General features: G+C 70.3%; 21 protein-coding genes and 1 pseudogene. 15 read left to right on the top strand and 7 right to left on the bottom strand.

What is annotated here, in order from left to right; genetic code table 11:
- Positions 1-79: 79 nt before the first annotated feature.
- From JOD65_RS08185 to JOD65_RS08155, 7 genes and pseudogenes are all read left to right on the top strand, one after another.
- Positions 80-1,270 carry an IS110 family RNA-guided transposase gene (locus JOD65_RS08185; RefSeq protein ID WP_204811019.1) on the top strand — a complete coding sequence of 397 codons (1,191 nt, stop codon included), beginning with the start codon at positions 80-82 and terminating at the stop codon, positions 1,268-1,270.
- Positions 1,271-1,354: 84 nt separating this feature from the next.
- Positions 1,355-1,924 carry a GrpB family protein gene (locus tag JOD65_RS08180; RefSeq protein WP_191192902.1) on the top strand — a complete coding sequence of 190 codons (570 nt, stop codon included), beginning with the start codon at positions 1,355-1,357 and terminating at the stop codon, positions 1,922-1,924.
- A 524-nt stretch (positions 1,925-2,448) separates the two neighbouring features.
- Complete coding sequence (locus tag JOD65_RS08175; protein ID WP_191192903.1) at positions 2,449-2,769, top strand: ArsR/SmtB family transcription factor; 321 nt, start codon at positions 2,449-2,451, stop codon at positions 2,767-2,769.
- A 27-nt stretch (positions 2,770-2,796) separates the two neighbouring features.
- Entirely contained in the window at positions 2,797-3,084 is a 288-nt protein-coding gene (locus JOD65_RS08170; protein ID WP_191192904.1) for a hypothetical protein, read from the top strand.
- Positions 3,085-3,088: 4 nt separating this feature from the next.
- Positions 3,089-3,787 (top strand): DUF4386 domain-containing protein, encoded by a 699-nt coding sequence (locus JOD65_RS08165; RefSeq protein WP_191192905.1) that lies wholly within the window; start codon positions 3,089-3,091, stop codon positions 3,785-3,787.
- Between the two features lie 196 nt (positions 3,788-3,983).
- Positions 3,984-4,820, top strand: a complete 837-nt coding sequence (locus JOD65_RS08160; RefSeq protein ID WP_191192906.1) for a hypothetical protein — start codon at positions 3,984-3,986, stop codon at positions 4,818-4,820.
- A 236-nt stretch (positions 4,821-5,056) separates the two neighbouring features.
- Positions 5,057-5,290 (top strand): annotated as a pseudogene (locus JOD65_RS08155) (tyrosine-type recombinase/integrase); the annotation flags it as partial.
- Positions 5,291-5,349: 59 nt separating this feature from the next.
- Here JOD65_RS08155 and ychF read toward each other — a convergent pair.
- Entirely contained in the window at positions 5,350-6,426 is a 1,077-nt protein-coding gene (gene ychF / locus JOD65_RS08150) for a redox-regulated ATPase YchF (RefSeq protein WP_191192907.1), read from the bottom strand.
- A gap of 120 nt (positions 6,427-6,546) precedes the next feature.
- Positions 6,547-7,368: a M57 family metalloprotease gene (locus tag JOD65_RS08145; protein WP_191192908.1), complete on the bottom strand. Its 822-nt coding sequence runs from the start codon at positions 7,366-7,368 to the stop codon at positions 6,547-6,549.
- A 198-nt stretch (positions 7,369-7,566) separates the two neighbouring features.
- On the opposite strand from JOD65_RS08145, the gene JOD65_RS08140 reads away from it, so the two are divergent.
- Together JOD65_RS08140 and JOD65_RS08135 are read left to right on the top strand one after the other, a co-directional pair.
- On the top strand, positions 7,567-8,070 hold the full coding sequence (locus tag JOD65_RS08140) for a PH domain-containing protein (RefSeq protein WP_191192909.1): 504 nt from the start codon (positions 7,567-7,569) through the stop codon (positions 8,068-8,070).
- On the top strand, positions 8,067-9,599 hold the full coding sequence (locus JOD65_RS08135; RefSeq protein WP_191192910.1) for a PH domain-containing protein: 1,533 nt from the start codon (positions 8,067-8,069) through the stop codon (positions 9,597-9,599). Before JOD65_RS08140 ends, JOD65_RS08135 begins: the two co-directional genes overlap by 4 nt.
- On the opposite strand, the gene JOD65_RS08130 is transcribed toward JOD65_RS08135, so the two are convergent.
- Complete coding sequence (locus JOD65_RS08130) at positions 9,596-11,407, bottom strand: acyl-CoA dehydrogenase (RefSeq protein WP_307821020.1); 1,812 nt, start codon at positions 11,405-11,407, stop codon at positions 9,596-9,598. The genes JOD65_RS08135 and JOD65_RS08130 overlap by 4 nt on opposite strands.
- A gap of 113 nt (positions 11,408-11,520) precedes the next feature.
- A complete protein-coding gene (locus JOD65_RS08125) occupies positions 11,521-12,333 on the bottom strand; it encodes a M57 family metalloprotease (protein WP_191192911.1) in 813 nt (270 codons plus the stop codon).
- 247 nt (positions 12,334-12,580) lie between these two features.
- Here JOD65_RS08125 and JOD65_RS08120 point away from each other — a divergent pair, with 247 nt between their 5' ends.
- Positions 12,581-13,360: an exodeoxyribonuclease III gene (locus tag JOD65_RS08120; protein ID WP_191192912.1), complete on the top strand. Its 780-nt coding sequence runs from the start codon at positions 12,581-12,583 to the stop codon at positions 13,358-13,360.
- Positions 13,361-13,364: 4 nt separating this feature from the next.
- Here JOD65_RS08120 and JOD65_RS08115 read toward each other — a convergent pair whose 3' ends face one another.
- Positions 13,365-14,675, bottom strand: coding sequence for an MFS transporter (locus tag JOD65_RS08115; protein WP_191192913.1), 1,311 nt, complete (start codon positions 14,673-14,675; stop codon positions 13,365-13,367).
- A gap of 77 nt (positions 14,676-14,752) precedes the next feature.
- On the opposite strand from JOD65_RS08115, the gene JOD65_RS08110 reads away from it, so the two are divergent.
- The 3 genes from JOD65_RS08110 to JOD65_RS08100 all read left to right on the top strand — a co-directional run bounded on the left by JOD65_RS08110 (position 14,753) and on the right by JOD65_RS08100 (position 17,468).
- Positions 14,753-15,772 carry a GlxA family transcriptional regulator gene (locus tag JOD65_RS08110; protein WP_191192914.1) on the top strand — a complete coding sequence of 340 codons (1,020 nt, stop codon included), beginning with the start codon at positions 14,753-14,755 and terminating at the stop codon, positions 15,770-15,772.
- A 69-nt stretch (positions 15,773-15,841) separates the two neighbouring features.
- Positions 15,842-17,005 carry a DNA recombination protein RmuC gene (locus tag JOD65_RS08105; protein ID WP_191192915.1) on the top strand — a complete coding sequence of 388 codons (1,164 nt, stop codon included), beginning with the start codon at positions 15,842-15,844 and terminating at the stop codon, positions 17,003-17,005.
- A gap of 22 nt (positions 17,006-17,027) precedes the next feature.
- Positions 17,028-17,468, top strand: a complete 441-nt coding sequence (locus tag JOD65_RS08100; protein WP_191192916.1) for a DUF6542 domain-containing protein — start codon at positions 17,028-17,030, stop codon at positions 17,466-17,468.
- A 10-nt stretch (positions 17,469-17,478) separates the two neighbouring features.
- On the opposite strand, the gene JOD65_RS08095 is transcribed toward JOD65_RS08100, so the two are convergent.
- The gene (locus tag JOD65_RS08095) at positions 17,479-18,102 is read right to left on the bottom strand and encodes an L-threonylcarbamoyladenylate synthase (protein ID WP_191192917.1); all 624 of its coding nucleotides are present in this window, start codon (positions 18,100-18,102) and stop codon (positions 17,479-17,481) included.
- 3 nt (positions 18,103-18,105) lie between these two features.
- Complete coding sequence (locus tag JOD65_RS08090) at positions 18,106-19,104, bottom strand: 4-hydroxy-3-methylbut-2-enyl diphosphate reductase (RefSeq protein WP_191192918.1); 999 nt, start codon at positions 19,102-19,104, stop codon at positions 18,106-18,108.
- 47 nt (positions 19,105-19,151) lie between these two features.
- Here JOD65_RS08090 and xseA point away from each other — a divergent pair, with 47 nt between their 5' ends.
- On the top strand, positions 19,152-20,405 hold the full coding sequence (gene xseA / locus JOD65_RS08085; RefSeq protein WP_191192919.1) for an exodeoxyribonuclease VII large subunit: 1,254 nt from the start codon (positions 19,152-19,154) through the stop codon (positions 20,403-20,405).
- The gene (locus JOD65_RS08080) at positions 20,398-20,616 is read left to right on the top strand and encodes an exodeoxyribonuclease VII small subunit (protein ID WP_191192920.1); all 219 of its coding nucleotides are present in this window, start codon (positions 20,398-20,400) and stop codon (positions 20,614-20,616) included. Before xseA ends, JOD65_RS08080 begins: the two co-directional genes overlap by 8 nt.
- The last annotated feature ends 56 nt before the right edge of the window (positions 20,617-20,672 follow it).

Genomic DNA, 20,672 nt, shown 5'->3' with positions numbered 1-20,672 from the left:
AAGAGGGGTTTGTCCAGCTCGAAGCAGCGTTGCCCTCCCGGCTCGACAACCGAACAGGTTTCGAGGATCGGAGGAGCTGATGAAGGACGAAAGCGGTCGTGTGGTGATCGGGATGGACCCACACAAACGGTCGGTGACGATCGAGGTGATGACAGCCGACGACACCGTCCTCGGTGGCGGCCGATACGGCACTGACGAAGCCGGGTTCGCCGACATGGGGCGCTATGTCAGCCAGTTCCCTGATCGTGTCTGGGCGATCGAAGGCTGCTCCGGCATCGGGCATCACGTCGCAGTTCGGCTGCTCGCCGCGGGCGAGGACGTCGTCGACGTCCCGCCGAAGCTGTCCGCGCGCACGAGGGTGTTCGCGACCGGTCAGGGACGCAAGACCGACGCCACTGACGCCCACTCGGTCGCGCTGGTCGGGACCCGGATGGCCGGGTTGCGGCCGGTCGTGAATGACGAGCAGCTCGCGGTCCTACGTCTGCTGGTCGACCGCCGTCGTTCGCTGGGTGAGGAGCACAGCCGCAAGACCTCGCAGCTGCACCAGCTGCTGCTCGAGCTGATCCCGGGCGGTGCGAAGCGGGACCTGTCCGCGGCTCAGGCGAAGGCGCTGCTGGCCAAGGTCCGTCCACGCGATGTGGTCGGCAAGACCCGACGGCGCGTGGCCGCGGAGCTGGTTGCGGACCTGGAACGGATCTACGCGCGGAAGAAGGCCGCGAACAAGGAGCTCACCGAGCTGGTCGCGGCCACCGGCACCGGACTGCTGGACCTGCACGGCATCGGCCCTACTGGCGCCGCGCGCTTGTTGGTTGAGGTCGGTGACATCACTCGGTTCCCGAACAAGGCGCACTTCGCGTCCTGGAACGGCACGGCCCCAATCGACGCATCCTCCGGGGACCACACGCGCCACCGGTTGTCGCGTGCCGGGAACCGTCAGATCAACCGCGTGCTGCACACCATGGCCCGCGTCCAGCTCCGCAACCCGACGCCCGGGCGCGAGTACTACGACCGCAAGAAGGCCGACGGCAAGGCGCCGATGGAAGCGATGCGCTGCGTCAAACGCCGGCTGTCCGACATCGTCTTCAAGACCATGCTCGACGACGCCGTCCGATCTTCCCCACCACTCGAAGGGACGGGCCCGGGAGGACACCGGGGCAACGACTCTGACTCCAGCGCGACCGGCTCACAGCCCCACACCGGCTCTTCGGACAAGTCACTTCCCGGACCCGCCACCACCGATCCTAGAACCCCGCTTCCCGCAGCGTCTTGACACAGAGGGGAGCCAGATCTGCGCACCATCAGCGGCAGATCCGGGTGGTCGGGCGTGTCGGGACCCGATGCCAGACTTCTGGCCATGGCCGAACCTCGCCGGATCGTCATCCAGCCCTATAGCCACCAGTGGCCCTCTGAGTTCGAGAAGGTGAAAGTCACTCTGCAGGAAGGACTGGGTGACGTTGCAGCGCGCATCGACCACATCGGCTCAACCTCGGTGCCTGGGCTCGCTGCCAAGAACATCATCGACGTGCAGGTCAGCGTTCCAGATCTGGCAGACCGAAGGTTGGTCGCAGCTTTCGAGAGCCTCGGCGCAATGGCTACCGACATCACCAGGGACCACGTCCCGCCTGGCGATCAGAGGGAGCCTTCAGAGTGGGAGAAGAGGTACTTCCGAGCCCCCGCGTCGTGGCGGCCCACTCACATACATGTCCGCGAAACTGGTCGAGCCAACACCCGGTACGCGCTGTTGTTCCGCGACTACCTGCGCCATTCGCCGCCTGCTGCCGCCGCTTACGCCCAGATCAAGGTGACGCTGTCCCGACTACACCCAGAGGATGTGGACGCCTACTACGCGGTGCAGGACCCGGTCTGCGACCTGATCATGGACGCTGCGGAGCATTGGGCGGACGGTGCGGACTGGGCTCCCTAGTCTGAACGGACGTCGGCAGATCCGGTCGTCGCACCGGCGCCGACAGGCGGCGGATTGACGCACTCGTCGCGGCATGTCCGGACGTCGAGGCGCTGCCGTCCGCTCCCTTTGAGACTGCGAGCGGGCGTTATGAATGCGTCGACTTGGCAAGCGCGGACAGGAGTCGGACACCGAGTGCATCCACCGCCCGGTGTTGCTCAGGACGATCACTCCGAGGTGTGCCTCGGGGAGGAGGCCGGCGTTGCTGTAGCTGCCGGCCGTGGCCCCGTCGCGCCAGACGACCGTCTGGCTGGCGCCTCGGAGCGGGGAGAGGTGCCAGCCCAGGCTCAGCTGGATCCATCGGTCCGCGTTCACCGGTGGATGTTGCACGAGATGCAGCGCTGTCGGCGTTGAGCTCGACCCGGGGTGAGGAGGGCGTAGAGGTAGCGGTGGAGGTCGTCGCTGGTCGACCACAAGGATCGCAATCGTTGACATGTACGTCTTGCATGCGTCAGACTTTTCTGACACGGGTAAGGGGATGTTGATTGGACACGCGAACGACTGACGGCGAGGAGCTGCTGGCCCTTCTTGCGGCGTTGGCGAACCCGATTCGGCTCCGGATCTTGGCGAGGCTGGCAACGGGTCGCGACTACGTCAGCAACTTGGCTCGCGAGCTCGAAGTCAGCCGTCCCCTTCTCCACATGCACCTGCAGCGCCTTGAAGCCGCCGGACTGGTTGTTGGGACTTTGGAACTGTCAGACGACGGCAAAGCCCTGAAGTACTACGAAGTGGGCGATCTGGATCTGCACCTGACCCCCGCGACGATCGCGGCGGCCGCACGAACTCTCACCAGTCCGGGCCATTAGAGCCCCAGAATCCTGAAGGAGATCATGATGCGCTCATTGGCAGCAGTGCAGACGTTCAGTTGGCCGGACGCAGTCGCCGTGACAGCCCTCGCTCTTGCGGCCGCCGCCATCGTCGGTTTCGCAATTGCAGGGTTCGTTCAACTCCGCACCGCGAAGATCAAGGCCGCGCGGCAGGACGACCTGCACCAACTCGTGCACCGCTACGAGCATCTGGCAGAGAAGACCCTGGACACCCAGCAACGTGCTGCGGCCGACCTGTCCGAGATGAGGTCGCGCTCCGCGTCCATTGAACAGATCCTCCGCACCGTGGAGTGAGGTCATGCCGCACGCCGCCGTCGCGACGCCCCCGTTTCGTTTGGCCGGATGGTGCTACCTCACGGTCATCGCGTGCGGCGCGTTCACCGAGATCGTCGTTCGCCAGTCCGTGATCGTCGCCGACGACGTCATGGGCACCGCCTCGGCACTCGCCGAACACGACACGCTGTGGCGCTGGGGGATTGCAGTGCACGTCCTCTACCTCGTCGTGGCAGCACTGGTGAACCTGCTCCTGTTCGACATCTTCAAGGCCGGTACGGGCGCCCTCCCGCGATTCATGCTGATCCTTGGGCTATTGAGCGTCGCCATCGAAGCGAGCATGCTGACACTTCTAGCGACGCCGCTCGTGCTCGCTGACGAAGGCGCTGCCTTCGAAATCGTGAGCGCGCACGACAAGGCGGCCTGGTCCTACCTAGCCGTTCAACTGTATGGCGCAGGGTGGGCGCTCGGATTGATCTTCTTCGGCACGTTCTGCGCGTTATTGGGAGTGCTGATCTTGCGTACGCGGCGGGTACCGCGCGCCCTAGGAGTCCTCATGCTGATGGCAGGCGCCTGCTACGTCGCGAGCAGTTTGCTCGCCTTCCTGAGCCCTGACGTCCTAGCCCGCCTCATCCCTTGGATCTTGCTCCCTTCGCTCATTGGCGAACTGTCTCTCGCTGTCAATCTGGCCATCAGAGCTCCACGACCCGCCCATAGCGCGTGATACAGCGCCACCGCCTACGCGGTGAGCGAGCCCTAGAAAGCCTGGCTCCTTCCACGTCATGCCCGGGCTGCGGCCGAGATCGGAAGGACGCTGTCGTCCAAGGGGAACGCGTTCGGCAGCTTCGAGTCCACACCCGCCCGCCTTCGTCCCGGAATTCGGGCGGGCGGGCAGGGAGATCGGGGTGGAGAATGGGTTGGTGGCGACCAATGCGGAGACCGTCGCCGCTGACGGGGCGGCAGGTGCTCGTGTGGGTGCGGCTGTGGTCGCCTTGTTCTGGGCGGTGCTCTTCTTCGGGATCATTGACCTGATGGTCGCGATCACGCCGTCGGTGTTCCCGGAGTTCGCCAACTACATGGTCCTCGAGACCAGTTGGGGATTGCTCTACACATGCCTGATCCCGATGCCGTTGCTTGCATGGGCGGTCCGACCTGTCGGTTGGGTGGGACCCCAGGTGCTGGCGATCGCGGGGTGCGTGCTGGTTGCTGGCCTGGCCGGGTTCGCGCTGGGGCAGGTGTTCGTTGCCGTGTTCATGGTGGCCGGCTCAGTGTCGTTCCCGCGCATGTGGCGACCGCCGCCGACGTGGGCGGTGCCGCGGTCGGATCCGTCGTCGGCGTGGCGTGCGGCCACGACTCCGGTGTTCTGGCCGGTCGGCGCCGCGGTGTTCTTCGGGCTGGGCATGGCGGCAGTGCATGCGTGGGACGTGCTCGGTAGCGTCAGCGAGGCTGAGGATGACAACACGTGGGGGCTGATGCACGGGCCGATGCAGGCTGGGTTTGCGTTGGCAGTCCCAGTGGCGGCGGGGGTGGCCGTGCTCGCGATGGCGAACGCGATGGGTGGCTGGTCGTTCGCGGTCGTCCCGCCGGCGGTGTCGGCGATCTGGTTCGGCGTGGTGTCGGTGCGGTACCCGGACCTGGTCGGGAGCCCTGGCGAGGTCGGTGGGGTGCTCGCAATCTGCTGGGGTGGGTCAGTGGCCGCGCTGACATGGGGGACCGGATGGCTGCGCCGACGACGCGCATCCGTGCCCACGTCCTGACCGTGTCCTGGTCACCTCCCCGGACATGGGCCGCGATCGCCGGATCGAGAGTTCCGCCCGCGGCGAGAAGGCCCACCCGTCGCGACACCAGAAGCGGCCGCACGAATCGTGCGGTCTGACATCACCCTGTGTCATGTCCGGTCGGCGAGGAGGGTACGGCCGCGGGCATCGCTAGCGAGTCCGGCGACCCCGAGGTTGTGTGGATGTGCGATGGGTATTAACACTGGCGCACCACCCTTCAGCGGGCCAGGGTGACCGACGTCCGGATGCACGACCTGCGCCACCTCCACGCCTCCGGGCTGACCGCCTCCGGCCGCGACGTGGTCGCCGTCCAGCGCGCCCTCGGGCACGCCAAACCAACAACGACGCTCTCCACCTCCGCCCACCTGTCGCCGACGACCGAAGACCGCGTCAGGGATGCCGCGGCTCGCCTGGTCGCCCAAGTCGTTGCTCTGGTGAGGGCACAGTGAGGGCAGAACGGGTCTAGAAAGCGCCGAAATGCCGTCTGACCTGAGCAAACAGTGGTCCGTCAGACGTTGAAGCGGAACTCCACCACGTCGCCGTCGGCCATGACGTAGTCCTTGCCCTCCATGCGCACCTTGCCGGCCTCGCGGGCCTTGAGCATGGAGCCGGCATCCATCAGATCGCCGAAGGAGACGATCTCGGCCTTGATGAAGCCCTTCTGGAAGTCGGTGTGGATCACACCGGCGGCCTCGGGGGCGGTGGCGCCCTTCCTGATCGTCCAGGCCCGCGTCTCCTTGGGTCCGGCGGTCAGGTAGGTCTGCAGGCCGAGGGTGTCGAAGCCGACGCGGGCGAGCTGGTCGAGCCCGGACTCGGTGATGCCCATCTCGGCGAGCATCTCGTGCGCCATCTCGTCGTCGTCCATCTCGGCCAGGTCGGCCTCGAACTTCGCGTCGAGGAAGATCGCCTCGGCGGGCGCGATGATCTCGCGCATCTTGTCCTTGAGCGCCTCGTCGGCGAGCTCGTCGGCGTCGCAGTTGAAGACGTAGATGAACGGCTTGGCGGTCAGCAACGACAGCTCGCGCAGCAGGGAGCGGTCGATGTCGGTGGCGATGATCGGGGTGCCGGACTCGAGCGCCTCCTTGGCGGCCCTGGCGGCCTCGAGGTTGGCGACGAGGTCCTTGACCTTGCGCGACTCCTTCTCGAGCCGGGCGATCGCCTTCTCGACGGTCTCGAGGTCGGCGAAGATCAGCTCGGTCTGGATGGTGGAGATGTCGTTGGCGGGGTTGACCTCGCCGTCGACGTGGGTGACGTCCTCGTCGCGGAAGACGCGGGTGACCTGGCAGATCGCGGCCGACTCGCGGATGTGGGCGAGGAACTTGTTGCCCAGGCCCTCACCCTGCGAGGCGCCGCGCACGATGCCGGCGATGTCGACGAACTCCACCGTGGCAGGCAGCAGCTTGGCCGACTCGAAGACCTCGGCCAGACGGGGCAGCCGCTCGTCGGGGACGCCCACGACGCCGACGTTGGGCTCGATGGTGGCGAACGGGTAGTTCGCCGCGAGGACGTCGTTCTTGGTCAGTGCGTTGAAGAGCGTCGACTTGCCCGCGTTGGGGAGACCGACGATGCCGATGGTGAGAGCCACGGGCCGGGAGTCTACGGCTGCGCGCTGCGCGCGAGCGATTCGCGGCCGGCGGGAAAGGAGAGGACGGCAGAGGGCCCGGCCGCGTGGCCGGGCCCTCCCTCCTGCGCGCCTCGGCGGCCGTCAGGAGCCGTAGACCGACCGCACCCCCGCGCGATCCGTCTCGGTCATCGACAGGTCGCTCGAGGACCCGTTGCACTGCGGGTAGTGCATGATCGACGCCGCGTCGTACGGCGTCAGCGGCCGCCAGTTGTTGTCCTCGAAGCACGTGCCGGCCTCGGGACGGGTGTGCTCATGGCGGAAGCCGAGGGTGTGGCCGAGCTCGTGGGCCATGATGTTGCCCGGCGTCCAGGAGCCGCTGCTCATCAGCGAGCCGGCGTTGACGAGCACGTTGCGCTGGCTGTCGGGACTGCTCGGGAAGAAGGCCCGGGCGATGTACTGGGTGGTGCTGGTCGGCTCCACGGAGAAGAGCACCGAGCTGTTCGACACCGTGCAGCTCGCGTCGGCCGACGTGACGTGCACGAAGTCGACACCTCCCGATGCGGCCTCCCACTGGCCCACGCCGTCGTTCATCGCGGCCACGACGTTCGCCTTGTCGGCGCCGAAGCGGTCGCTCACGCAGTAGGTGAGTGCCCCCGCCTGGCTCGCCGACCACACGTCGTCGGCGCCGCCGACCGTGTTGACCACCAGCGAGGTCGAGCCCGAGTCCTGCTTCCTGACCATCGAGTCGTAGTAGTCGCGCAGCTTCTTCGTCGACGAGATCGTCTCGTCCCCGTTGACGACGTACTGGCCGCCGACGTCCTGGAAGGTCGCGGCGCGGAACTCCTGGAAGGTCGGTATGTCGTCCTGCGCAAGGACAGCGTTCGCACCTGGCTGCACCGAGAGGGCCAGGGCTGCTGCCCCGATCGTGGCGGTGGCGAGCCGGCTGGTCCTGCTGTTCAACATCGATTCACTTCTTCCGGTTGGGTACGGATTGGCCTGTCCAACCAACCCCGTCGGCACCGGGAGGGGGAAGGTTCGGGCAGGGTCAGGTGTCTGCACTGCATGAACCTGCAGAAGTCGCCCGGCTGCCGCGAGACGACGCGCGACTGCACAAGTCCGCGGACGTCCGGCGCCTCGGGGCGACCTGCAAGACTCCTGCCCATGACTGACGTGGGGGGTACGCCGGTGCTGCGCGAGCCGGCCAACCGGGTCTCGCCGCAGGCGATCCCGTTCTGGACCGTGTCGGCTCTGGTCGGCGACGCCGTGCTCGTGGTCGGCGCCGCGCTCGTCTGGTGGCTGGTCCCGGGCGTCCCGGGCTGGGCCGGTCTGCTGGTGCTCCTGCTCGCGCTCGTCGCGGTGGCACACGTGGTGCTGATGCCCCGGATCCGCTACCGGGTGCACCGGTGGGAGGTCACCGACACGGCGGTCCACACCCGTGAGGGGTGGATCGGCCGGCAGACCCGCATCGCCCCCATCAGCCGGGTGCAGACGGTCGACTCCCGCCAGGGCGCGGTGATGCGGCTGTTCGGGCTCGCCTCGATCACGGTCACGACCGCCTCGGCTGCCGGACCGATCACCGTCGACTGCCTCGACGCCGACACCGCCCGGCACGTGGTCGCACGGCTGACCGCCATCACCGCGGCCACCGAGGACGACGCCACGTGATCCCCGAGCCCGGCGAGGGCTTCGTCCGGCTCAGCCCGCTCAAGCTGCTGCTCGATCCCGTGAAGGCCGTCGCGCAGTTCGTCGTGCCCCTGGTCATCGCGCTGGTCGGGATCAGCCGGAGCGACACGAAGTTCTGGCCAATCATCTTCCCGCTCGTCGTGCTGGGCCCCCTCGTCCTCGGCGCGCTGCCGTGGCTGACCACCCACTACCGCCTGACCGGCACCCAGATCCAGGTGCGCAGCGGCATCCTCAACAAGAAGACCTCGACCGCGCCGCTGGACCGCGTGCGCAGCGTCGACCTCGAGGCGTCCCTGCTCCACCGCATCCTCGGCCTGCAGAAGGTGCAGATCGGCACGGGGGTCGACGACGACCGCATCACGCTCGACGCCCTCGCCGCTGCCGACGCCCAGGCACTGCGTACGACGCTGCTGACGCGGCGCGCCGTCGCGGAGCAGCAGGCCGCTCCGGCAGCCGTGGGCCAGAACGACGACCTGTCGTTCGACCAGCCCGACCAGCCCATTGCGCCGCCCCCTCCCCCGGCCGCACCGGCGGTGCCGCTCGCGAACATCGACTGGTCCTGGCTGCGCTTCGCACCCTTCAGCCTCGGCCGGCTGGTGCTGCTGTTCGGCGGGCTCGGGGTGCTGTCGCAGTTCGCCGACGACCTCCCGATCTGGAACGAGGAGACGGCCACCTCGGCGTGGCAGTGGCTCACCCAGTTCGCCGTCGCCGCCATCGTGCTCGTGCTCTCCGTCAGCGCGCTGGCCCTGTGGCTGGTGGTCTCCGTCGCCGGCTACGTCCTGCAGTGGTGGGGCTTCCGGCTCGTGCGCGAGCACGGTTCGCTCCACCTCACCTCCGGGCTGGTGACGACGCGGTCCATCTCGGTGGAGGAGGCCAAGGTCCGTGGCGTCGAGATGACCGAGCCGGTGCTCCTGCGACTCGTCGGTGGCGCCGAGCTCTCCACGCTGGCCACCGGCGTCGAGGACGGCGTCACGCAGGTGCTGCCGCCGTGCCCCCGCGGGGTCGCCGTCGCGGTCGGCGAGGCCGTCCTCGAACGTCCCGGCCCGCTGACCGGCCGCCTCGTGGAGCACGGCCCGAAGGCCCGGCGCCGCGCGTGGTTCCGCCAGCTCCGCAACGCGCTCGACGTCATCGTGCTGCTCGCGGTCGCCTGGTGGTGGTTCGACCTCACCTGGTGGTGGCTCGCCGTCATCGGTGCCGCGCTCCTCGCCCTCGGCGCGGCGGCGGGCGAGGCGTCGTACCGCCACCTCGGTCACGACCTCGCCGGCGACCACCTCGTCGCCGGGGGCGGCACCTTCGCCCGCATCCGCACCGTGCTCGAGACCGACGGCATCATCGGCTGGGTCGTCTCGCAGTCGTGGTGGCAGCGCCGCGTCGGGCTCGTCGACCTGACGGCCACGACGGCCGCGGGCACCGAGCGGGTGCTGGTGCGCGACGTACGCCTCGACGTGGCCGTGGCGCTGGCCGACCGGGCGACGCCCGGGCTGCTGACCGACTTCGTGGACCGGGTCTAGAACCAGGCGTCGCGCATCTCCAGCGTGGTGGTGTCGCCGGAGGCGAGCAGGTCGAGCATCGGGCCCACCTTGGGCAGCTCCCAGCGGAAGAAGTAGCGCGCCGCGGCCCGCTTGCCGTCGTAGAAGTCGCCCGTCCGGTCCCCGACCGCGACGAGCTGCTCGAGCCACATCCACGCGACCACGACGTGCCCCGCGGCCTCGAGGTAGACGGTGGCGTTGGCCATCGTCCGCTCCGGGTCGCCGAGCCCGGCCAGCGCGAGCGTCACCTCGCCCAGCCGGTCGACCGCCGACTGCAGCGCGTCGGCGTGGGCGGCGGGCTCCCCGCCGAGGTCGCGGGCCCGGGCGACGGTCTCGCCGATCCGGGCGGCCAGCGCCACGAGCGAGGCGCCACCGCCGCCGAGGACCTTGCGACCGAGGAGGTCGAGCGCCTGGATGCCGTGGGTGCCCTCGTGGATGGGGTTGAGCCGCTGGTCGCGCCAGTGGGCCTCGACGTCGTAGTCGCGGGTGTAGCCCGAGCCGCCGAGCACCTGGATCGCCAGGCTGTTGCTCTCCTGCCCCCACTGCGACGGCCAGGACTTCGCGATCGGCGTCAGAAGGTCGAGCAGCCGACCGGTCCCGGTGCGCTCCTCCTCGTCGCGCGCGGTCGCCTGGACGTCGAGCAGCCGCGAGCAGTAGAGGTTGAGCGCCAGCGCGCCCTCGACGTACGACTTCTGCGCCAGCAGCATGCGGCGCACGTCGGCGTGCTCGATGATCGGCACCTGCGGCGCGCTCGGGTCGGCCGCCCCGAGCCGGCGGCCCTGCGGGCGGGAGCGGGCGTACTCCAACGCCTTGAGGTAGGCGGTGTAGGCCGTGGTGGTCGCGGACATCCCGACCCCGAGGCGCGCCGCGTTCATCATGTGGAACATGTAGGACAGGCCCTTGCCGGGCTCGCCGACGAGGTGGCCGACGGCGCCCGCTGCGCCACCGGGGGTGAACGCCCCGCCGCCGAAGACGGGTGCGGTGTTGACCGTCCCCCGGCTGCCGAGCTTGTGGTTGATGCCGGCGAGGGCGACGTCGTTGCGCTCGCCGATGGAGCCGTCCTCGCCGACGAGGTGCTTGGGGACCACGAAGAGCGAGATGCCGCGCGTCCCCGGCGCCGCGTCGGGCAGCTTGGCCAGGACGAGGTGGACGATGTTGTCGCCCATCTCGTGGTCGCCGCCCGAGATCCACATCTTGCTGCCGAAGATCCGGTAGGTGCCGTCGTCGGCCGGGACGGCCCGCGTGACCACGTCGCCGAGGCTGGAGCCGGCGTGCGGCTCGGACAATGTCATCGTCCCGAAGAAGCGCCCCTCGAGCATCGGCGTCACGAAGCGCTCGACCTGCTCGGGAGTGCCGTGGGCGAGCAGCAGCCCGGCGTTCGCGACGGTGAGGAACGAGTACGCCGCGGTACCGATGTTGGCGGCGGTGAACCACGCCATGCACGCCGACGCCACCACGTGCGGGACCTGCTGCCCGCCGACCTCCTCGTCGAGGGTCAGCGTGAGCAGGTCGGCCTTGGCGAACGCCTCCAGCGCCGTGGCGATCTCCGGGATGAGCCGCACCTTCTCACCGTCGAAGACCGGTTCCTCGGTGTCGCTGCGGCGGTAGTGCGGGGCGAAGTGCTCGGTGGCCAGCTGCTCGCACAGCGCCAGCAGCGCGTCGTACGTCTCGCGGTCGTGCTCGGCGAACCGCGGCCTCTCGGCCAGCTGCTCCACGTCGAGCCACTCGAAGAGCATGAACTGCAGGTCGCGCGCGGAGAGGATCGTCGACGGCGAGGCGGTGGTGGACACGCGCCGACGCTACCCGGACGTGACCGGGGATCCGGGGCGGCGGTCCGCACAGGCCGAACGCCCCCTCCGCTCGGGACAGAAGGGGCGCTCGGGGCTGTTCCCAGACTAGGCGATCAGGAGCCGTAGAGGGTGACTGCGCCCTGGCGGTCGGTCGCCGTCATGCTGAGGTTGCTCGAGGTGCCGTTGCACTGGGGGTAGTGCATGATCGAGGACGAGTCGTACGGCGTCAGCGGGCGCCAGTTGTTGTCCTCGAAGCAGGTGCCGGCCTCGGGCCGCGTGTGCTCGTGCCGGAAGCCGAGCGTGTGGCCCAGCTCGTGGCCCAGGATGTTGGTCGGGGTCCACGATCCGGAGGTCCAGATCGAGTCGTCGACCAGCACGTTGCGCGAGCGCTTGGGCGAGCTGGGGAAGAACGCGCGGGCGATGTACTGCGAGGTCTGCACCGGCTCGACCGAGAAGAGCACGTTGTTGTTGCGCGTCGTGCAGCTGGCGTCCTGCGACGGCACGTGCACGAAGTTGATGCGCGAGGACGCGGCCTCCCACAGGCCCGCACCGCTGGTCATGGCGTTGACGACGTCGGTGTAGCGCGAGCCGAACTTGGTGCTCACGCAGTAGGTCAGGTTGCCGACCTGCGAGGTCGACCACTTGTCGTCGATGCCGCCGACGGTGTTGACGACGAGGCCGTTCTCCATGGCCTCCTCGGAGCCGTGGACCATCCGGTCGTAGTAGCCCTTGAGCTCGCCGGTGCCGGCGATGGGCTCGTCACCGTTGACGATGTACTGCTGGTCGGCGTCCTTGAAGGTGGATGCGTGGAACTCCTGGAACGTCGGGATCTCCGAGTCCGTGGCGGCCAGTGCCGGTGAGGCGAGGGCCGCGCCGAGGAGTGCTGCGGAGCTGAGGGCGATCACCCCGAGTCGACTGCGCTGCATGTGTGTTCTTCTCTCCTGATGGGGGGATTGGCACACGCCATCTCGGAGTCCTGAGCAGCGCCGGACGTGACCTGGAGCTGGTGTGGTCAGCGTCCGACAAGGGTGGAGCAGGGTTTGCACGAGTTCCCGAGACAGGTGCGTGCCGACGAACTTCGCGCACGAGGCCCCGATCTGTAAAGAGTTTCCTGTGCAAAGAGTTCCTCGCCCCACGGAATGCGTGGCGAACAGCCTTCCTTAGGGTGGACGGGTGCGCATCGCGACCTGGAACGTCAACTCCCTCCGCTCCCGCATCGACCGAGTCGAGGCGTTCGTGCAGCGGCACGACATCGACGTGCTCGCCCTCCAGGAGACCAAGGCCCGCGAGGACCAGCTGCCGCTGATGGGCCTGCAGGCCCTCGGCTACGACATCGCCGTCGCCGGGCTCAACCAGTGGAACGGCGTCGCGCTGCTGTCGCGCGTCGGCCTCGAGGACGTCGAGGTCGGCTTCTCCGACATGCCCGGGTGGGGCGACCCCGTGGCCGCCGAGTCCCGCGCGATCGGCGCCACCTGCGGCGGGGTGCGCATCTGGTCGCTCTACGTCCCCAACGGCCGCAAGCCCGACGACCCGCACTACACCTACAAGCTCGACTGGCTGGCCCGACTGCGCGCGACCGCGAGCGGCTGGCTCGACGGCGAGACCGCGCTCGTCGGCGACTGGAACATCTGCCCCACCGACGACGACGTCTTCGACGTCAAGCAGTTCGCGAAGTCGACGCACGTGACGCCGCCCGAGCGGGCCGCCTTCCAGGGGTTCCTCGACGACGGCTACGCCGAGGTGACCCGCGCCCACGACGCCGGCTACACCTACTGGGACTACTACCGCCAGCGCTTCGAGCGCGACCGCGGCCTCAAGATCGACTTCGTCCTCGCCTCCCCCACGCTCGCCTCGCGGGTCACCGGCGCCTTCATCGACCGCGACGAGCGCGACCCCGCGCAGGGCACGGGCTCGCCGTCGGACCACGCGCCGGTCGTCGTCGACCTCGGCTGAGGGCTCACATCACGGCGGCGGTCGGCGGTGCCACGGCGGGCTGCGGCGTGCGCCGGATGGCGTACGACATCACGGCGGCGAGGGCGCACAGACCGGCCGCGGCGTAGAAGGCGGGGTCGTAGCCGCCGGTGACGTCGCGGACCACCCCGGCGCCCGTGGCGGCCACGGCCGCACCCACCTGGTGGCTGGCGAAGACCCAGCCGAAGACGATCGGGCCGGCCGCCGCGCCGAACCACTCCCGGCACAGCGCGACGGTGGGCGGCACGGTCGCGACCCAGTCGAGGCCGTAGACGATGATGAAGACCCACATGCTGGGCGCGACGTGAGGCGACATCAGCGCCGGGAGCGTCATGAGGCCCACGCCGCGCAGCACGTAGTAGCCCACCAGCAGCAGCCGCGGGTCGACCTTGTCCGTGAGCCAGCCCGAGGCGATCGTGCCGACGACGTCGAAGATGCCGACGACCGCGAGCAGGGAGGCGGCGGTGGTGGCCGGCATGCCGTGGTCGTGGGCCGCCGGGACGAAGTGGGTGGCGATGAGGCCGTTGGTCGTCATCCCGCAGATGGCGAACCCGCCGGAGAGGAGCCAGAAGGTCCGGCTGCGGGCGGCGTCGCGCAGCACGGCGAGGGCACGCCCTGCGCTGGAGCCGACGTGCTGGTGAGGTGGCGGGCCGGGGTCGGCGGCGGTGGCGCCGAACGCCTGCAGCCCGAGGTCGGCCGGGTGGTTGCGCAGGAGCAGGAGCACCAGCGGTACGACGGCGAGGGCGGCCGCGGCGGCCAGCAGTGCCGCCGTACGCCAGCCGTGGTGGGTCGCGAGCCAGGCCACGACGGGCAGGAAGATCAGCTGGCCGGTCGCGTTGCCGGCGGTCAGGATGCCGCTGACCAGGCCGCGGCGTGCCACGAACCAGCGGCTGGTGATCGTGGCGACGAACGCCATCGACATCGAGCCGGTGCCGATGCCGACGAGCAGGCCCCAGCACAGGATCAGCTGCCACGGCTCGGTCATGAAGACCGTCAGGCCGCTACCGACGGCGACCATCAGCAGGGCGAACGTGACGACCGGCCGGACGCCGAAGCGATCCATCAGGGCCGCCGCGAACGGCGAGATCAGTCCGAAGAGCATGAGGTTGAGCGAGACCGCGGAGCCGATCAGTCCGTGCGACCAGCCGAACTCCTCGTGCAGCGGCTCGATCAGCACGCCCGGCACGGAACGGAAGGCGGCCGCGCCGACGAGCGTCACGAAGGACACCGCGGCCACCACCCACGCCCAGTGCAGCCGCTGCGGCCGCCCGAGGGTCGGCTCGGAAGGAGTCGTCATCGTCACCGGCACAGTCTCCCGTCGACCGGCGCCGTCCGACGAGTGGCCGAAACGCCAACATGTGCAAGAATTCGGCCATGTCGTCGTCGCCCTCCTCCCCGTCGGCCGAGCCGCACCGCGTGGTGGTCCTCGCCGTCGCGCCGGTCATCGGCTACGACCTGACCATCCCGCCGCAGGTGCTCGGCGAGGCCCGCGACGCCGACGGCGGCCCGCTCTACGACGTGGCGGTGGTGACCCTCGACGGGCAGCCCGTTGAGGCGACCCGCGGCTATGCCATCGCCCCGTCGGCCGGCCCCGAGGCGCTCGCCCGGGCGCAGACCGTGATCGTCCCCGGCACCCAGGTCGCCGGCCCGCGGCGTGACGGGACGATCGACGACGACCTCCGTGCCGCCCTGGCCTCCGTCCCCGCCGACGCCCGCTGGGTCTCGATCTGCACCGGCGCCTTCGTGCTCGCGGCGGCCGGGATCCTCGACGGCCACCGCGCGACGACCCACTGGAAGTACGCCGACGACTTCCGCCGCCTCTACCCCGACATCGCCGTCGACGAGGACGTCCTCTTCACCGACGACGGCCGGGTGCTCACCTCGGCCGGTCTCAGCGCCGGAATCGACCTGAGCCTCCACCTCGTGCGCAGCGACCACGGCACAGCGGTCGCCAACGCGGTCGCCCGCCACATGGTGGTGCCACCGTGGCGCGACGGCGGGCAGGCGCAGTTCATCGAGCGACACGTCCCGCGTCGCACCGACGAGACCACCAGCGACGTACGCGCGTGGGCGCAGGCCCACCTCGACCGGCCCCTCGACGTCGCGACCCTCGCCCGGCAGGCCTCGATGAGCGTGCGCACCTTCACCCGGCGCTTCCGTGAGGAGACCGGCCAGTCCCCCGGCGCGTGGGTCACCCAGCAGCGGGTCCGGCACGCCCAGCACCTCCTCGAGGCGACCGACCTGACCGTCGACGACGTCGCGACCCGCGCCGGGATGGGCACCGCCGCCTCGCTGCGCCAGCACCTGCATGCATCCCTCGGCGTCTCGCCCTCGGCCTACCGGCGCACGTTCCGCGGCACCGGCGCCGACCCGGGTCGAGTGCGCTCGCGGTAGCAGTCGCCACGGGGCTGCGCACTCGACCGGCTCCGAGGCGCTGTCGGTGGCCGCCGCCATGCTGGATCCATGGACACCTTCCCCCTCGTGCTGACCCTGGCGGCCGTCCTCGCCGTCGGGCTGGCCCTCGGTGCCGTGATCGGCGCGCTGTGGGCACGCAGCCGCCCGGCCGACGACACCGCGATCGCCGCGCTGCAGCAGCGGGTCGCCGACCACGCGGTCGTCCAGGACGGGCTCGAGCGGCTGCAGGACCAGCTGAGCGACCTGGCCCACGACCGCACGGCCTGGCAGGCCCAGCTCCACCAGCAGGTGGCCGACGTACGCCAGTCGACCGACGTGCTGCGCCACGAGACCCACACGCTCGCGACCGCCCTGCGCAAGCCGCAGGTGCGCGGGCAGTGGGGCGAGCTCCACCTGCGCCGGACCGTCGAGCTCGCGGGGCTGGTCGACCACTGCGACTTCGCCGAGCAGACGCGCCTCGACGACGGCCGGCTGCGCCCCGACCTCGTCGTCACCCTCGCCGGCGGACGCACCATCGCTGTCGACGCGAAGGCTCCGCTCGCCGCCTTCCTCGACCTGACCGGCGCCGACGACCCCGCCGAGCACGAGCGGGCGCTGACCCGGCTCGGCGAGCACGTGCGCAAGCACGTCGCCGACCTGGGCTCCCGGCGCTACTGGGAGGCGTTGGCCGGCACCCCCGAGTTCGTGGTGCTGTTCCTCCCCGGCGAGGCGATCCTCCAGGCCGCGCTCCAGGCGGTGCCCGACCTCGTCGAGCAGGCCGCGGCCCGCAACGTCGTCCTGGCCACCCCCTCCACGCTGATCGCGCTGCTGCGCACGGTCGCCCAGGGGTGGCAGCACGAGGTGCTCAACGCCCAGGCGCAGGAGGTGCAGCGGCTCGGGCAGGAGCTGCACGCCCGGCTGGGCTCGATGGCCGGCCACCTCGACAAGGTGGGTCGCTCGCTCAACGCCAGCGTCGTCGCCTACAACCAGGCGATGGGCTCGCTCGAGGGACGCGTGCTGGTGTCCGCGCGCCGCTTCGTCGACCTCGGCGTCACCAACGACCAGCTCGAGGGACCTCGGCAGGTCGAGACGGTGCCCCGCTCGGCTGCCGCGTCCGAGCTGGATGTCCTCGACGACGTCCCGGGCGCGACGGGCGACCCGACGCTCGACGACCTGCTCGACCAGCACCCCGGCTCGGCGCCCGCAGCGGCGCGCCGCGCGCGGGGCGCCTGAGTTCGGTCCTAGGTTGAGCCTCGTGACACGGGCCGACACGTGGTGGCAGGTCGGGCAGGAGCCGGCCCGTCAGGTCGTGTCCCTGGGCGTCGCCCTCACGCTGACCGCCGTCGCCCTCGACGTGCTGCTGGTCGGCAGCCTCACGCTGTTCTTCGACCTCTGCTTCGTGGCGTTGTGCCTGGGTCTGGCGGCGCTGGTGCGGCGCCAGGACTTCTACCTCGTCGCGCTGCTGCCACCGGTCCTGATGGTCGTGGTCTTCGGCTTCGTCGCCGTCGTCGCGCGCGACGCGATCGCCGACCCGCGTGACAGCCTGCTCCAGGCCGTCGTCTCCGGGGTCGCCACCCACGGCGTCGCCCTCTTCGTCGGCTACGCGCTGTGCCTGGGCTGGCTCGGCTGGCGCCTGCGCCGCAAGGGCGACCTCGCGTCCGAGCTCGGGCGCGAGCTGGGTCAGCCGGCCGACTGACCCCGGTCGGTCACTCCTCGAAGCGAGACACGTCGCCCGCCCCACGGCGTACGACGACCGGCTCGGCGTCGGACCAGTCGATCACCGACGTGGGCTCGGCGGTGACCTCGCCCGACTCGACCACGATGTCGACGACGTGGTCGAGGTCCTCCTTGATCTCCCAGCCCATCGTCCGCGCCTCGGTCTCGCCGGGGAGGATCAGGGTGCTGGTGAGGATCGGCTCGCCGAGCTCCTCGAGCAGCGCGCACACCAGCAGGTGGTCGGGGATCCGGACGCCGACGGTGCGCTTCTTCGGGTGCATCAGCCGCTTCGGCACCTCGCCGGTCGCGGGGAGGATGAACGTGTAGGGGCCGGGCGTGGTGGCCTTGATGGCGCGGAACGCGTTGTTGTCGACGTGGACGAACTGCCCGAGCTGGGAGAAGTCCTTGCACATCAGCGTGAAGTGGTGGCGGTCGTCGAGCTCGCGGATCTTGAGGATCCGGTCGCGGCCCTCCCGGTTGCCGAGCTGGGCGCCGAGCGCATAGCCGGAGTCGGTCGGGTAGGCGATGAGCTGGTCGTCACGCAGCGCCTCGACGACCTGGGAGACGAGCCGCGGCTGCGGGTTGTCCGGGTGGATGTCGAGGTAGCGGGCCACTGCTCAGGCCTTCTGTGCGGCGCGGAGGTCGCGGCGCAGCTCCGGCGGCAGCGCGAAGATCAGCGACTCCTCGGCCGAGTGCACGGCACGGGCGTCGGGGTAGCCACGCTCGGAGAGGAAGGCGAGCACGCCCTCGACGAGGTCCTCGGGCACCGACGCGCCGGAGGTGACCGACACGGTCTCGACGCCGTCGAGCCAGGCCTCGTCGATCTCGGTGTGGTCGTCGACGAGGTACGACGCCTTGGCGCCGGCCTCGAGGGCCACCTCGACCAGCCGCACGGAGTTGGAGGAGTTGCGCGAGCCGACCACGATCACCAGGTCGGCGGCCGAGGAGATCTCCTTGACCGCGAGCTGGCGGTTCTGGGTGGCGTAGCAGATGTCGTCGCTCGGCGGGTCGAGGAGCAGCGGGAACTTCTCCCGGATCGCCGCGACCGTCTCGAGGGTCTCGTCGACGCTGAGCGTGGTCTGCGAGAGCCAGGCCACCTTGGCGGGGTCGCGGACCTCGATGCGCGCGACGTCGGCCGGGCTCTCGACGAGCTGGATGTGGTCGGGCGCCTCACCCGCCGTGCCCTCGACCTCCTCGTGGCCGGCGTGGCCGATGAGGAGGATGTCGTAGTCGTCGGAGGCGAAGCGCTTCGCCTCGTGGTGGACCTTCGTCACCAGCGGGCAGGTGGCGTCGATGGTCTTGAGACCGCGCTCGGACGCCTGCGCGTGGACCGCCGGCGAGACGCCGTGGGCGGAGAAGACCACCGTCCGCCCCTCGGGCACCTCGTCGAGCTCCTCGACGAAGATCGCCCCGCGCGACTCGAGGTTGGCCACCACGTGCTTGTTGTGCACGATCTGCTTGCGGACGTAGACCGGGGCGCCGTAGAGGTCGAGTGCCTTCTCGACCGTGATCACGGCGCGGTCCACGCCGGCGCAGTAGCCGCGGGGGGCCGCGAGCAGGACGTTCTTGGCGGTCTCGGGGTCGAGGACCTGAGGAAGGCCGAGGTCGGTGCTCATGGGCCCGAGTCTACGGGCGTGTCCGCGCCCTCCCCTATCCTCGCCGCGTGCCCTCACTCCGCGATGCCACGGCCGAGTCGCCGGCCCCGGTGCGGGCCGTCGCCAACGCCGTCTCGCAGTGGATCGACAAGCTCGGCGGCGTCTGGGTCGAGGGACAGATCGCGCAGGTCAACCGGCGCCCCGGGATGCAGACCGTCTTCATGACGCTCCGCGACACGGTCGCCGACATCTCGGTCACCCTGACGTGCTCCCGCTCGCTCGTCGACTCGATGAACCCGCCCCTCGTCGAGGGGGCCAGTGTCGTCGTGCACGCCCGGCCCAGCTTCTACGCCAACCGCGGGTCGTTCTCGCTGGCTGCCCGCGAGATCCGCATGGTCGGGCTCGGCGAGCTGCTCGCACGGCTCGAGCGCCGCCGCCAGCTGCTCGCCGCGGAGGGCCTGTTCGCCCCCGAGCTCAAGCGCGACCTGCCGTTCCTCCCCGGCCGGGTCGGCCTGGTGACCGCGCCCAACAGCGCCGCCGAGCGCGATGTCCTCGACAACGCGCGCCGCCGGTGGCCTGCCGTGCAGTTCGAGGTGGCCTACGCCGCCATGCAGGGCACCCGCTCGGCGAGCGAGGTGATGGAGGCCCTCGACCGGCTCGAGCGCAACGCCGACGTCGACGTCGTCGTGGTCGCGCGTGGCGGCGGCTCGATCGAGGACCTGCTGCCGTTCTCCGACGAGGCGCTCATCAGGGCGGTGCACCAGATGCGTACGCCGGTCGTGTCCGCGATCGGCCACGAGCCCGACCAGCCGCTGCTCGACCTCGTCGCCGACGTCCGCGCCTCCACCCCCACCGACGCCGCCAAGCTCGTCGTGCCCGACATGGCCGAGGAGGTCCAGGGCGTGACGTGGGCGCGCGACCGGCTCCGCCAGGTCATCACGCAGCGCATCGCGCGCGAGCAGGAGTGGCTGGCCCAGGTGCGCTCACGCCCGGCCATGGCCGACCCCCGCAACCTGCTCGGCGCCCGCTCCGACGAGCTCGACGACCTGCTCGCGCGCGCCCGTCGTACGCTCTCGCACCGCCTCGACCGGGCCGCCGACGACATCGGCCACCAGCGCGCCCGGGCGCAGGCGCTCTCGCCGCTCGCCACGCTGCAGCGTGGCTACGCCGTGCTCCAGGACGCCGACGGCCACGTCGTCACGTCCGTCGCCCAGGCTGCGGCGGGCGCCGCCGTCTCCGTCCGGGTCGCCGACGGACGCATCCACGCCACGACAGACCGCATCGAAGAAGCCACCCTGGTCGAGGAGGACCCCGATGAGTGACGCCACAACGGAGCAGCCCAGCTACGAAGAGGCCCGCGAGGAGCTCATCGAGGTCGTCCGCACCCTCGAGGCCGGCGGCACCACCCTCGAGGAGTCGCTCGCGCTCTGGGAGCGGGGCGAGGCGCTCGCCAAGGTCTGCCAGCAGTGGCTCGACGGTGCCCGCAAGCGCCTCGACGACGCGATGGGCGCCGACGCCGACGCCGACGACTGACCGGCCCTCGCTCCCCGAGCGGTGGCCCACCCACATTCCGTCGACGACGAATGTGG

Source organism: Nocardioides cavernae (assembly GCF_016907475.1).
In the GTDB taxonomy this organism is placed as follows: Bacteria; Actinomycetota; Actinomycetes; order Propionibacteriales; family Nocardioidaceae; genus Nocardioides; species Nocardioides cavernae.
Note: the sequence above shows the minus strand (reverse complement) of the source record. Positions and strands in the feature narration are given on the sequence as shown.

Excerpts from the sequence above, each read along its gene's own strand:
- JOD65_RS08105 (WP_191192915.1), top strand. The coding sequence starts at position 15,842 with ATGGACACCTTCCCCCTCGTGCTGACCCTGGCGGCCGTCCTCGCCGTC.
- JOD65_RS08080 (WP_191192920.1), top strand. The coding sequence starts at position 20,398 with ATGAGTGACGCCACAACGGAGCAGCCCAGCTACGAAGAGGCCCGCGAG.
- JOD65_RS08180 (WP_191192902.1), top strand. The coding sequence starts at position 1,355 with ATGGCCGAACCTCGCCGGATCGTCATCCAGCCCTATAGCCACCAGTGG.
- JOD65_RS08185 (WP_204811019.1), top strand. The coding sequence starts at position 80 with ATGAAGGACGAAAGCGGTCGTGTGGTGATCGGGATGGACCCACACAAA.
- JOD65_RS08165 (WP_191192905.1), top strand. The coding sequence starts at position 3,089 with ATGCCGCACGCCGCCGTCGCGACGCCCCCGTTTCGTTTGGCCGGATGG.
- JOD65_RS08140 (WP_191192909.1), top strand. The coding sequence starts at position 7,567 with ATGACTGACGTGGGGGGTACGCCGGTGCTGCGCGAGCCGGCCAACCGG.
- JOD65_RS08125 (WP_191192911.1), bottom strand. The coding sequence starts at position 12,333 with ATGCAGCGCAGTCGACTCGGGGTGATCGCCCTCAGCTCCGCAGCACTC.
- JOD65_RS08115 (WP_191192913.1), bottom strand. The coding sequence starts at position 14,675 with ATGACGACTCCTTCCGAGCCGACCCTCGGGCGGCCGCAGCGGCTGCAC.
- JOD65_RS08110 (WP_191192914.1), top strand. The coding sequence starts at position 14,753 with ATGTCGTCGTCGCCCTCCTCCCCGTCGGCCGAGCCGCACCGCGTGGTG.
- JOD65_RS08145 (WP_191192908.1), bottom strand. The coding sequence starts at position 7,368 with ATGTTGAACAGCAGGACCAGCCGGCTCGCCACCGCCACGATCGGGGCA.
- JOD65_RS08090 (WP_191192918.1), bottom strand. The coding sequence starts at position 19,104 with ATGAGCACCGACCTCGGCCTTCCTCAGGTCCTCGACCCCGAGACCGCC.
- JOD65_RS08170 (WP_191192904.1), top strand. The coding sequence starts at position 2,797 with ATGCGCTCATTGGCAGCAGTGCAGACGTTCAGTTGGCCGGACGCAGTC.